Here is a 12,491-nt window from a genome sequence, read left to right on the forward strand (position 1 = left end):
TGCAAACATATCTTCCTGGTTTCTTTGCATTGCTTTTTATGCAAAACTCAACACCTTATACCGCCTAGGCAATACGCTCAACACCGAAGGGATACTGAACGAACGGATGTGGTTATTACAGTTAACTCTGTTAAAGTTCCAGTAATGCTCAGCTATATCGGTAATTTGGAAAAGCCAATCGCGCCAATTTTTAAAATTGGCCCTTCTCTTGATTTTGTATTTGGAGAGCCAAAAATTGACCCCTCTTCCAAACTGAATAACCCTGAAGGCTTTAGGAATAACGTTGCACAAGGATCTGTTGATAATCCGTTCAACTTTGGACTTAATGCCTCGACAGGTGTAATTTGCGATATCTTATCAACTAAGTTGAACCTGGAACTTAGATATAATCGCTTCATCAGCGACCCATTCCCGAACACCAAATTCCAAACATTCGCGATCTCTATTGGCATTCAACTGCCTGAGTAATAACTCTATCTAACAATCTCGTGCACGAATGCGCCAAACTGCCTCAGTGTGAACTCCATAGTGACGTTAGGGACACGCTTGCTGGCTACGCCATTTTTAACATGAAGAGCTTCGGAATCATTTCATTTGTACTTCTAACACTATCAATCTTCTCCGCTTGTTCCCGAGCGGTCGTTTCTAGGATTATTTACACCAAACCAATAGAATCGAACGTACGCACTATTGATTCAATAACTACAGAACTGAACAATTGGCAACGTAGATTTGAGTCCTCAAATGGGTATTATGTCCGAACTCAAAGCTACATTCCGCCCCTTAAGGACTATTTTTTTCTAATCCTTAATGGTGATAAGGTAAGTTTTATTGCCTTTGATCAAGATATCAAATCAAGATCATATTCTGTAATGGAAGCAACCTATGAACTTGATCTTTGGGTCACAATTGATAGTTTGGTCAGTGGGTTTTGGACTAAACCTGAAGAAATCCCTATGATCATTGGTGTAAGTGATGGAGGGGAAACTGAAATGGTTGGAAGGAAGAATGGCAACTATCACAGGGTGTTCTCAACGAACGCCTCAGTTCAAGATCCGCAGTTTGATAGTTTGGCACACATCATTTCTGAACAACTTTACTGGAATACCTGGATAGAACATCATATTAGTCAAAACGACAGGTAACAATCCCTTATGCGATACGCCAAACTGCCACTAAGCATTCCTCAGTAGGTTCTTCACCTCACCTCATCGGTCATGTAACTGCTCTGCTTTCTACCATGTACACTACCTTAAATGCCACTACCTGAATTAACTGATCTCCATAAAATGAGCCATTCAAATGGCTCTTGACCGAACTGCCTACCCATAAAAAAAGCCACCTCGTACCGCATAGGGGAGAGGTGGCTTTTCTAAGCATTGAGTATTTGGTTTTTAGGAGTCGGTTGCCAGTTCTTCTTCAAGGTCCTCTACCTCGGGAGCACGCTGAGGTAGCTTGTAAAACCGCGCTGCGGCTGGAGCATCTCCAAACACCAGGTCTGCGGCCCTGCTGAGCTTGCGGGCGCGCTCATACAGTGCATTGAGCGCGAGCACTCTCGCCTGGGTGGCTTGCATGCGGCCACCTTTGCTCTGCTCCTGTATGGCGTCAGCTTCTGCCAGGTGTTCCGCATTGATCACTATACTGTCCAAAAAGCCCTCACTGGCACCTACAGCTATCAATGCAGACTTGTTGGCCTGCACTTGAGCGGCGAGTGTATTCATAAACTGGATCAACTCAGGTTGGCTTTTAGCTACTTTCCAGTAGTTGTGCAGCTGAAAGGACCTTTTACGTGCCGGGTCATCGCCGATTGCCTCCGCCCTTGTTGGAGTTGTCTCCAACAAGCGAGATGTGGTTAGGGGGGTAGTAAGCTTTGTTTCAGGCCATCAAAGGTGAAGAGAGCCATGGTCTACACCCTGATTACCACCAAAAATGCACAGGGTCCCAGATCTACTAGACCCTGCATTAACTGGAGCCTTCCGTGTGTTGTTTGTAGGCTTCCGTCCGTGGTTTGGCGTCTTCCGTCCGTCGGTTGGAGGCTTCCGCTTGAGGTTTGGAGACTTTCGCCCGTGGGTTGTCCGCTTTCGCGTGTGGTTTGGCGTTTTCCGTCCGAGGATTCGACTCCACCGCCTGTGGTTTGGACGCTTCCATCCGTGGTTTGGACGCTTCCGCCTGTGGGTTGGCGTCTTCCATCCGAGGGTTGGGACCTTCCGCGTGTGGTTTGGAGCCTTCCGGGACCCGTCCTAAAATTACTTAACAGGTTTTTACTTAATGCTAATAATAGTTTACACTAATAAGTGATCATCCTAATTGCACTTTACCTGGATTACGGTAATCCCAGATGAAGTATACAGGTCAGGATTAAGTCCTGCTTTGGATAGATAGTTTAGGTGCTTGTAATTGCTTAAAAACCATTATCTTGGAAGGGTATGAGGGGATAGTGCGTAGGTGCATTATATTTTGGATATCATAAGCAATTAGCTTCTATGCAATCAAGTGAATTTAAAGCTACCATATTTAATCCTGGATCGGGAATTCCCTTTTGTTTGAATTCCAAAACACTGATTTATGGCAGTTTAGCAACACTTTCCATTATCGTGCTTTTTGACAGTCATCTTCATCTTACTTCGTCCGACATGCAAATAATAGCAGTCTTATTATTCATGCTGATGATTGTAGGTAGTTATTGGGGATTACACGAAAAACAGAAAAAGCATGGTAAGCTAAACGGAATACTATCGATCAACCTCAACAGCATTATCGTTGATGGTGACGAAATTCCCTGGGATGAGCTAACTAACTTTCAATTCGGAACTGGCCCAGTTCTAAATGAACCTCTTTGGGTTGGGTTAGACGCTCGATACCGATTTTTTGGTGGCCCAGCATACTCTGCAGGTGTTGATCATTTTGTTTCGTTTGACCACAAAGACAGGAGGCGTAAAATCTTTTTCAGATTAGATTCCCCATCTCAGAAGGTAAAGTTTGAAAGTCTGATGAGACAGAAATTCCTGGACAGTCATATACAACTTCAGCCAACCTATGATGGCTTGAGACTTACTTACGAAGAGATTCAGCAACTGAAAAAGCAGAAATCAGATTTAGCAAAAAATGAAAGCTCATAACAACCAAGGCTTCGTGTGGTCTAAAGGGCGATGGCCCTTATTGGAGTTGTCTCCAACAAGCGAGATGCGGTTAAGGGGTAGTAAGCTTTGTTTCAGACCATCAAAGGTGAAGAGAGCTACGGTCTACACCCTGATTACCACCAAAAATCCACAGATCTACTCGACCCTGCATTAGCTGGAGCCTTCCGCCTGATGGTTGGAGGCTTCCGCCCGCGGTTTGGAGGCTTCCGCCCGTGGTTTGGAGTCTTCCGCGCGTGGGTTGGTGTCTTCCGCCTGCGGTTTGGAGTCTTCCGCCCGAGGTTTGGAGTCCTCCGCCTGAGGTTTGACTTCTTCCGTCCTAGGGTTCAGACCTTCCGTCGGACCCATCCTAAAATTACTTGACAGGCTTTTACTTAATGCTAATATTAGTTTACATCAATAAGTGATAATCCTAATTGCACTTTACCTGGATTACGGTAATCCCAGATGAAGTATACAGACCGGGGTTTAGGCCTACTTCGGATTGACGGTTTAGGTGCTTGCGATTGCTTAAAAACCATTATATTGAAAGGGTATTTTGAATGTGGTGCGTTAGTGCGCTATGTTTGGATGTTAGGTGTAAAAAGTAAATAGCTACGACATCTTTTGATATAGTGAACCTTCATTTTTACATCAGACGGTGAAGCTTGAAAACCAATATTAACAGAGTAAGCACATTTAAAAATTCAAAAGTATGCCAGTTTACAAGTTAAAGGCCAAAAACAAGTATGGAGACATGCCAAAGGGCTATGAATTCCAAGTACCATCGAGCACTACTCCTAAACCAAATGCTAGTGAGGTCGAAAAGATCATTAAGAACCTAGGCTTTGATGCCAAAGCTCAATCGTACGAAAGTGCAGGAAACTTTGACGTAACTAAGATGGGATAGTTAAAAAAATCGAGGTTACACAAATGCGTAATCTCGAATTATTACTATGTATAAAGAGACTTTCAGAAATCTAGTAGAATGGGCAACAAAAAACAGTGAAAAGTTCTACGCAGGCAATTTAAATGCAACAGAGAATCCTTACTATATCGGATTTGGAAACCCAAACTCAGACGTCCTAATAGTTGGTCAAGAAAAGGCTATTGAGAAGTCTAATCAAGAGCAGATTCTTAGTGAATCCATTGATAATCCTAAACAGTGGTATCAAATCATAACTGAAGGGATTTTTGAATTAGATTACCGTTTTTACCAAAACGGTCATTTCAAAAACCCATTGCACCCATACTCAGTAAAACCCAAAAGAGGAAACACTTGGAATCAATATCAGCAGTTATTAGAAGTGATATACCCTACTCTTATTGAAAATGAAATAAACAACTCTTTTTTATTGCACTCATTCATAACAGAAGTCAATCACGAAGTATCTCCAAGAAGTTTGGGGTATCAGAACAACCCAATAAGAAAATAAGTAATTACAGACATTTTCTACAAATCTTTTCCATGTACAATCCTGGCCATAGGGAATTACTTAACCATTGAAGAAATAGAAAGCTTGTATGAGGTCAGTTTTGATGGAGATTATTCTCAACCGAACAAAAAACTTCAAATTTTCTCTAACCAACAGAAAAATAGAGTTGTGATTGTTACTAGACAGATGAGCAACTTCTTTTTCAACAAAGAAACTAAGTATAAGTATTTCTGTGAAATTGCTAATGAGGCGAAAAAAACACTATAAAATACACCTAACAAACGCTTTGAATGAATGGGGTTTCATCGGTCAAGATTGTTTCTTGAGAATTGAAAATTCCGCCACAAGTTTTAAATTTAAATCAAGGCGTGGCTATGTGGGAGAGGAGAGAATAGTGCATATTAATCCCCACTCATCCTAGACGTTGGAGTTGGAGTGCGTTACCTGAACTAGCTGGCCATATAATCATGATAAAAAACCTACCAACACCCACTAAGAAGTTTGTAGAATCAGTGGATTGGTCAAGTATTCCAAAATACTGGCCATTCATTGTTTTATGGCCGACTTTATTAGGGTATATTGGATTCTACACTTTTGCATCTCAGGCTGGCATCTCCTTCGAAAAAGTTGAATTACCCACAATAATTGGTTTGGGTTTATACAATGTAATAGCTTTTATCCTTCTGTATAACCCAAGGTCAAACAAGCGAAAGCCGGGTTTCGGAATAGTATTATTAACCCTTGGCTATTTGAATTTTTTAAGGTTAAACCCCTTGTTAATCGTCTTGTTACTTGTTATTGACTATCAATTGAAATATTTGGGATTTCTATATGAAGTTGATGGTAAAAAGAAGGCAAAAGTTAGCTTCTCCAAAAAACGAAGAATGGTCGAAAGGCGAGGACTAGTTAACTTGAACCTGGAACTTGGTTACGTTTTTATTGCCATATTAATTTGGCTCTTTTTCAATGTTAATTTTCTTACTATCTTTTTTGTGGTATATGCGATAATGCACGTGATCCACAGCATTAAACAGGGTATTGAAAAATGGGTATTGAAGGCCTTGGTTATCTCATTATTCATCCCAATGTTTACTTCAGTATATTATCTTAACGATATTAATTACACTGTTTTCGGATTGTCTAGGGAACGAGCCAAAATTGAGCTGAAGGAAAAAGAACCAATGACAGGAACAATTGTGTACAAATCACCTCAGTTTATATATCTCCAGCAGGATTCAGCAAACATTCAAATTCCAGTGAACGAAGTGAAACTCATTACCAAACTAGCAACAGAACAGAAGACTGAAAATGGGATTCAGGAGGTTAAACAGGTTTACAATAGTATCAAAGATTGGGTTGAAGAACTCTAGACGCACTCCGACAAATGCTATGTATGAATGGGGTTTCATCAGTCAAGATATTTTGGTGGAGATTGGAAAGTCCGCCACAAGTTTTGGTTTTAAATCAAGGCGGGGCCATGTGCGAAACAAGAGGTTGGTGTTTTCTAATCCCCACCCTTCAGAGCTAGATCAAAATTACAATAGCAACAAGTCAAATAATAATCTAAATTCGTATAAACACCACCCTATGAACCTAAGACTCTCTAAATCAAGAACTGTGACATTTATAACTCTCAGTATGCTTGTTGTTCTTGGATTGGACTTGATCCTTTTTCTCGCTGAGCGAAGCAACTCCCAATCTGCAATAACGACCTACTTTGATGCTGTTTTATACTCGCTTACCACGATTACGAACTTCGGATATAGTGAAATATTTCCGACAACTTCAATAGGAAGGTCAGTTGGATTCTTCTTTCAAGTATTGAATATTGGCTTCTATTTACTAATTATCAGTGCTGGAATCGCCTTTGTCAGACGAAGATTGAAAACTTCATGAATTGGCGGAACGTGATGGACAGTTTAAGCAACCAACAAAAACTGATCGGCATATGTCTGAGTGCTAACTAAAAGCGCATCATGACTGGCCCACGACTCTGCCCATTCATCGTTCGTCCCACCTTCCTTCTTTCGGACTTCATTTTTGATAAGCCTTCCACCAACCATCAGCCTTCAAGACCCGGCTTCATGAGCTCAAACAGCAGCAGTGCTTTGTGGTCATAGGGTAGGGTGGTGGTGCCCACTTGCTCAAAGCCCAGTTTCTGAAGTACACGCTGGGAACTGAGGTTAGCAGGATCGGTGATGGCACTGAGTCTGGTGAGCCCAAAGTTTTCAAAGGCAGCCCGCACCAGTCTCTGGGCAGCTTCCATCGCATAGCCTTTGCCATGATACTGAGGTAAGAGGGAGTAGCCCAGGTCTATGCCATCGATACCGGCACGGTCGTATAGTCCACAGATTCCCATGGCTTCCTGAGTAGCTGTATGTAGGATGACAAAACTCGAATAGCCCAGTCGCTCACGCAGGGGCAGTATGTTGTCGGCTATATACGTGCGGGCCTGTGCTTCATCGACAATCCCTCGATCCCCTACATATTGGACGAAAAGCGGCGAGTTCATCACTGCATAGACCAGCGCTGCATCTTGCAACATGATTGGCCGTAGGGTTAGTCGGTCGGTGTGAAACCGGGTGTCAGTGGTGTGAAGCATGAGGTGGATTTGGTGGCTTAAAGATACACGAGCAGCCATAAAAAAACCGCAGTGCCATCGGGGTGCTGCGGTTTTTTACAAAAGGTATTGTTACTAAAACTATAGGAAAAGTTCTCCTTGAGCTCTTTGTCTGTTGGGGTTTTTGTACTTATTGATGCCAAAGAGTACAAAGACACCCGAAATAATCATGAGGGCAGCGGTGGAAAGAATGCGTTTAATCATGGCGGTGGTTTTTGTTAAAATGATGGTATAAAATTACCAACCACAGCCCGCTTGTTCAATACCACATTTTGGGGATTTATGACCTACCGATTTTACGCTAAAGTGTAAGATTTCAAGAATCGATAGTTCGATTTTGGGATGATCGAACCTTGCTCAGTAGTATATCGAAAGACTGAAAGCTAAGTCATTGAACAAACCAAGCTCGAATTGAGTAGTTTTTTCCTCAATATCATCATAGCGAAAGCTGGAATAACTGATACCCCCAAGAGTAGCTTCTATGGCCCACTTTTCATTGAGAAAGTAGCTTATTCCCGGTCTTACCCCGATGAAATACTGGTTGCCAATGTCTGTTAATCTGGCAGCACCAGTATACCCTTCTACAAAACTGTAAAGTTTGTTATCGATCGGTTTGTAACGTCTCACAGCTAGTGCACCAAAAACAAAAAGTTCATCAGATTGAGTAAAGGAGGCACTAAAGCCCAGCGCTGTTTTTTCTCCAAGAAAATGTCCATAACTAAGGCCTGCTCCATAGACCTCTTCATTGTCTTCATTAGATTGACTATCACTATTAATACTTGAATAGGATATTTGACCGGAGAAGTAGTTTAAGCCTTCGGAGATTTGAGCCTGAGCGGTGAAGCCAATGAGCAGTGTTAATAAAGTAATAAAGATCAGGTTTTTCATGTGTATATAAATAGAAGTGAAAAAATCACGAAAATATACACAAGCAACGCATTCATAGAGCGTGCCTCATCAAACTTTTAGTTTTCTTAACCAACGAAACTCAGGTTCCCAAGATGATCCCAACCTTATCATTATGATCCCAACCAGTTTTTTGATATCGGACGGTAATTTCAAAAATAGTAGGCCAAGCTAAAATCCAGCTCGTTTAGCAGGCCGATACTGAAGTTGTTGGAATTGGGGCCATCGTTATTAAACTGACGTCCCACATTGATGCCACCGAGATTCGCCTCGATAGCCCATTTTTCATTGAGAAAGTAGCTGATTCCAGGCCTGGCTCCTAGAAAAATCTGATTCCCTATGTCCTCAATTCTTGATGCTCCTGCGTAGAATTCAATAAATCCGTAAAATTTATCCCCGAATGACTTGTATTGCCTTTCGGCTATGGCTAAATAAAAAGTGTTTAGTGTATTCCAGGAATATGAAGCCTGTATTCCTAGAGCTGAGTTCTCCGATAGGAAGCGACCATAACCGATCCCTATTCCCAGGGACTCCCGATTAGAGTCTTGAGATTGGTCCCCACTGTTGAAATTTGAATAAGAGAAGTAACCAGTTAAAAAGTTCGTTTTTGGTGGAATTTGGGCCTGAGCGGTGAATCCTAGGAACAAAGTGAGTAAGGTTGTAAAGAATAGGTTTTTCATGTGTGCGTAAATGAAGTGTTAAAAGTCAGCGGAAATATACACAAGTAACGGCATATATTAATTACACACAACTTGATCTTTTAGCTACAGCCTTACCTCATCTTCATAATACACAGGGACTTTGGTGCGGTAGCCGTGTACGGACGCAGTGATGGTGCCTTCGTAGGTTACATTCACCTTTTTGCCACCCAGTATGCTGATGATGCCATTGAGCAGGCCGATCTCCCCGATGTTGAAAGTAGCCTCCAGTGGCACTACAAACTCGGACGTTTTCTCAATTTTCATGTTGAGGTCCTGATCGATGCTTCCAATGGTTTTGCCCTCCAGCATGATGTCCACGTCTATGTTTTTGAGCTTGAGCCGGACGTCATTGGGGTTGTAAAAGTGGGCTTCGGCGGTGAGTTCGGCTTTTGTGCCTTTTACTTTGTGCACATTGATGTGGCGGATACCCCGAAAGTCAGGCTCCTGATCAGGGCGTGAGCAAGATGCGGCGAGTAGGCCTATGATGGCTATGAGCAAGATAGTACGCATGGATTGAGTAATTAGTGTTGCAGCTGGTACAGCCAATTATCGTACCAATAGCTAAGCTACAGGTGAGTCTGTTTGTGATTTGAAGTACACACGTGGTGTGCAGTTTTTTAGTTTTTTAAAAGCCCTGTTGAAGGTGGGTTTGCTGTTGAACCCTACGCTGTAGGCTACCTCCAGGTAGGAGGGATTGTCCTGGGCATTTACTCTGCGGATAAATTCCTCAACCCGGTAAGAGTTGATCAGCTCCGAAAAGCTCTGCTGGTACTGCTCATTGATCACACGAGACAAGGTATGAGGGGCAGTAGGTATGAGGTGTGCGAGTTTTTCCAGTGTGAGGTCGGGTTGTAGGTATACCTTTTCCTGTTCCAGCTGCTTGTAGAGTCCACTCATCACGATGCTGATTTCGTCTTGTTTGATGGCGCCATCTTTGTATTTCTGCTTTTGGCGCAAAAGCTCCGGGTGCTTGATGGCGAAGTAGGCCAGTGCAAAGATGATCAGCGAAAAGAGGAGCCACAGGACATCTATGAGGTTTTCTGAAAGGTAAAGCCAGTCTTTTTCCATCAGTTTTCCGCCAAGGAAAATCAAGACTACCGCAAGCCAAAGCGCCAGGTACACGGCTTTGATTTTAAGCACTCCAGACAAAAACCAGGTGTATTTTTTCTGCTTGTCAGAAAGGGGCTCCTGCTGGTACCTGGTGATCAGGCGGTGAGAAAGCACCCAGTAGCCGGCATTGAAAAATAAGGCTATGATGCCTGTGATGGCAAAATAGGGGAAAAGCTCTTTGTCTATGACTCGGTAGATAAAAGCCTGACGCTCCATAGGGAGGTAGGGCAGGTACATGCTGAGCTGAATGGCAGCAGGTACAAAGTGGAGCCAGGCCTTTCGTGTAGGATAGTGGATCACCAAAAGCTTGTGGATGTACAGGTAAAAGAGGGGGCCATACGTAAAGAGGATGAGCTCGGGCACAAAGAGCAGCTTCGGCTGCCAGTTAAACACCTCCGGGTCAAAGGTAGATGCTCGTCCGAGTAAAGAGATAGTGATGAGCGTGAGTAGTGCGGTGAGGAAGGTGTTGGCTACTTTGTTTTTGTTGCGAATGGTATTGATGGCGATGATGAGTAAGACGCCCTGTATGGCTGATATGATCAGAAAATACATGTAGAGCGTGTAAGAAGGGTAGGCGGTGTCTTCCCATGACAATATGGAGATGCCTACGCGCTCAGACGGTAGGGTGGCTATGTGTGTTCGGTTGGGGCGAGCACGTCCATTCTCGCGTGCCTCTACAGACTTCCAGTTGCCACGTGTGATTTTGTACTGAAAGGTAGGCTCATTGTGACGGATAGTGAGCACCAGCTGCCCATCACTTCTTTTGGTGAATTTGCGGTGGCCCAGATCGGGGTACCATCCATCCATGTCGGTGGCCATAAAGAGTGCCGCATCGTGTGGAGTGCTGGCAGGAAGCTCCTCTATGACAAACGTAGTGGTGTAGGCATACTGCGCATGGGCGAGCACAGCTACCAGTAATGACAGACCGATCCCTATGAATAGTTTTCTGATCACCGCTTTTCTAAAAATTATGAAAATGAAAATATCTGTTCGGCAGGAAAGTTACTTCCTATCGCATTGATAATGATTTTCCATCTCATTAAAAAAGTTTCAATTTATAAAATGAGGCGAATTTGGTGAATTGTAGGGGTTAATTGGCGTTGAGAATCAATTGTTAACCTAGTTCAAAACCTTTACTAAAATGATGAACCTACTCACTACATACGCTCAGCGATGGACAGCTATCATGGCCATGCTGGGTGTAGTTTTTTTCTTTTCATGTAACGATGAAGACCTTTCGAAACCCGATACCAGCCGTGATGACATCCAGGTGGTAGATGTTACCACACACGATGGACGGCCCTTTCAGCTACCCGAAAGCCAGCATACCAAAGGCCGCTACACTGCCGGTCCGGGTGGAGGCGTAATGATGCAGGCTTTCTACTGGGATGTGCCCGCAGGCGGTACCTGGTGGAACACCGTAAAAGGTAAAGTAACCTCCTGGGGAAACGCTGGAATAGATGCCATTTGGTTACCACCCGCCAGTAAGGCACAAAACGGACCCTACTCCATGGGCTACGACCCGACAGATTACTATGATTTTGGAAACTATAACCAAAACGGAACCGTGGAGACGCGCTTTGGCTCGAAGACCGAGCTGCAATCACTGATCAACAAAGCGCATACCGAAAACCTACAAGTGTATGCAGATATTGTGCTCAACCACAACAGCGGCGGGCAGTCTGAGTACAACCAGTACACAAATAGTTATACCTGGACGGATTTTACAGGTGTGGCTTCTGGTAAGTTTACCCGATCGCAACATGACTTTCACCCAAACTGGGTGGACAACAACGATGAAGGTGTGTTTGGCGGTTTTCCTGATTTGTGTCATGAAGTGCCCTACGTGCAGGACTGGCTCTGGGGCCGATCTGATGCCGTGGCGAAGTACTACAAAAACACGATGGGCTTTGATGGCTGGAGGTTTGACTATGTGAAGGGCTTTGCGCCATGGGTAGTCAATACCTGGAATGGCGCCGTAGGCGGCTTCTCCGTAGGCGAGCTGTGGGACTCAGATGTCAACTACCTCAACTGGTGGGCTAATGAAGCGAATAGTTCAGTGTTTGATTTTGCAGCATACTATAGAATGAACGATGCATTCGACGGTAATAATCTGAATAGGCTCAATGACGACATGATGTGGAAGCGCAACCCTTACAAGGCGGTGACTTTCGTAACCAACCACGATACCGATGAGATATGGAACAAAATGCTGGCCTATGCATATATCCTGACGCACGAAGGTTACCCGTGTATTTTCTACCAGGATTATGAGTCATGGTTGGATAAAAACAAGCTCAATAACCTGATCTGGATACATAATCAGAAAGCGACCGGAACTACCAGTATTCTTTACACAGATTCGGATGAGTACATCGCGCGTAGAAATGGATACGGTGGCAACCCCGGACTCGTCGTATATATCAACAATTCCAACAGCTGGAAAGAGCGCTGGGTACCTACCAACTGGAGCAATACCCAAATCAAAGACTTTACCGGACACTCCGGGTGGTACCCGACTACCCAGGGTGACAAGTGGGTAAAGATCCAGTGTCCACCAAATAGCTACAGTGTTTGGTCGCCAAATATTTAAGGATAAGTA

The 12,491-nt window shown here is 43.6% G+C and carries 16 protein-coding genes; 8 read left to right on the forward strand and 8 right to left on the reverse strand.

The window, feature by feature from the left end; genetic code table 11:
* Together C7460_RS16315 and C7460_RS23530 are read left to right on the forward strand one after the other, a co-directional pair.
* Positions 1–468 (forward strand): PorT family protein (locus C7460_RS16315; RefSeq protein WP_221409554.1); only part of this gene is annotated, 468 nt, incomplete at its 5' end.
* A gap of 404 nt (positions 469–872) precedes the next feature.
* Positions 873–1,145: a hypothetical protein gene (locus C7460_RS23530; RefSeq protein ID WP_147302986.1), complete on the forward strand. Its 273-nt coding sequence runs from the start codon at positions 873–875 to the stop codon at positions 1,143–1,145.
* Between the two features lie 249 nt (positions 1,146–1,394).
* Here C7460_RS23530 and C7460_RS16325 read toward each other — a convergent pair whose 3' ends face one another.
* Together C7460_RS16325 and C7460_RS23820 are read right to left on the reverse strand one after the other, a co-directional pair.
* Entirely contained in the window at positions 1,395–1,838 is a 444-nt protein-coding gene (locus tag C7460_RS16325; protein WP_147302987.1) for a hypothetical protein, read from the reverse strand.
* 124 nt (positions 1,839–1,962) lie between these two features.
* Complete coding sequence (locus C7460_RS23820) at positions 1,963–2,124, reverse strand: hypothetical protein (RefSeq protein WP_170148053.1); 162 nt, start codon at positions 2,122–2,124, stop codon at positions 1,963–1,965.
* Between the two features lie 359 nt (positions 2,125–2,483).
* Here C7460_RS23820 and C7460_RS16335 point away from each other — a divergent pair, with 359 nt between their 5' ends.
* From C7460_RS16335 to C7460_RS24550, 5 genes are all read left to right on the forward strand, one after another.
* Entirely contained in the window at positions 2,484–3,119 is a 636-nt protein-coding gene (locus tag C7460_RS16335) for a hypothetical protein (RefSeq protein WP_115869203.1), read from the forward strand.
* Positions 3,120–3,831: 712 nt separating this feature from the next.
* Positions 3,832–4,026, forward strand: coding sequence for a hypothetical protein (locus tag C7460_RS24100; protein WP_115869204.1), 195 nt, complete (start codon positions 3,832–3,834; stop codon positions 4,024–4,026).
* Positions 4,027–4,072: 46 nt separating this feature from the next.
* Positions 4,073–4,552 (forward strand): hypothetical protein, encoded by a 480-nt coding sequence (locus C7460_RS16345; protein WP_115869205.1) that lies wholly within the window; start codon positions 4,073–4,075, stop codon positions 4,550–4,552.
* A 467-nt stretch (positions 4,553–5,019) separates the two neighbouring features.
* Positions 5,020–5,922 carry a hypothetical protein gene (locus C7460_RS16355; RefSeq protein WP_115869207.1) on the forward strand — a complete coding sequence of 301 codons (903 nt, stop codon included), beginning with the start codon at positions 5,020–5,022 and terminating at the stop codon, positions 5,920–5,922.
* Positions 5,923–6,190: 268 nt separating this feature from the next.
* Positions 6,191–6,448, forward strand: coding sequence for an ion channel (locus C7460_RS24550; RefSeq protein ID WP_394340431.1), 258 nt, complete (start codon positions 6,191–6,193; stop codon positions 6,446–6,448).
* Positions 6,449–6,614: 166 nt separating this feature from the next.
* On the opposite strand, the gene C7460_RS16365 is transcribed toward C7460_RS24550, so the two are convergent.
* The 6 genes from C7460_RS16365 to C7460_RS16385 all read right to left on the reverse strand — a co-directional run bounded on the left by C7460_RS16365 (position 6,615) and on the right by C7460_RS16385 (position 10,843).
* The gene (locus tag C7460_RS16365; RefSeq protein ID WP_115869308.1) at positions 6,615–7,154 is read right to left on the reverse strand and encodes a GNAT family N-acetyltransferase; all 540 of its coding nucleotides are present in this window, start codon (positions 7,152–7,154) and stop codon (positions 6,615–6,617) included.
* A 99-nt stretch (positions 7,155–7,253) separates the two neighbouring features.
* On the reverse strand, positions 7,254–7,376 hold the full coding sequence (locus C7460_RS24420; protein ID WP_262511859.1) for a hypothetical protein: 123 nt from the start codon (positions 7,374–7,376) through the stop codon (positions 7,254–7,256).
* A gap of 153 nt (positions 7,377–7,529) precedes the next feature.
* The gene (locus C7460_RS16370; RefSeq protein WP_115869209.1) at positions 7,530–8,060 is read right to left on the reverse strand and encodes an outer membrane beta-barrel protein; all 531 of its coding nucleotides are present in this window, start codon (positions 8,058–8,060) and stop codon (positions 7,530–7,532) included.
* 170 nt (positions 8,061–8,230) lie between these two features.
* Positions 8,231–8,758 carry an outer membrane beta-barrel protein gene (locus tag C7460_RS16375; protein WP_115869210.1) on the reverse strand — a complete coding sequence of 176 codons (528 nt, stop codon included), beginning with the start codon at positions 8,756–8,758 and terminating at the stop codon, positions 8,231–8,233.
* 84 nt (positions 8,759–8,842) lie between these two features.
* Complete coding sequence (locus C7460_RS16380; protein ID WP_115869211.1) at positions 8,843–9,289, reverse strand: LEA type 2 family protein; 447 nt, start codon at positions 9,287–9,289, stop codon at positions 8,843–8,845.
* A 51-nt stretch (positions 9,290–9,340) separates the two neighbouring features.
* Entirely contained in the window at positions 9,341–10,843 is a 1,503-nt protein-coding gene (locus C7460_RS16385) for a helix-turn-helix domain-containing protein (protein WP_115869212.1), read from the reverse strand.
* A 187-nt stretch (positions 10,844–11,030) separates the two neighbouring features.
* Here C7460_RS16385 and C7460_RS16390 point away from each other — a divergent pair, with 187 nt between their 5' ends.
* Entirely contained in the window at positions 11,031–12,482 is a 1,452-nt protein-coding gene (locus C7460_RS16390) for an alpha-amylase (RefSeq protein ID WP_245986413.1), read from the forward strand.
* The last annotated feature ends 9 nt before the right edge of the window (positions 12,483–12,491 follow it).

The organism is Marinoscillum furvescens DSM 4134, assembly GCF_003386095.1.
Classification (GTDB): domain Bacteria; phylum Bacteroidota; class Bacteroidia; order Cytophagales; family Cyclobacteriaceae; genus Marinoscillum; species Marinoscillum furvescens.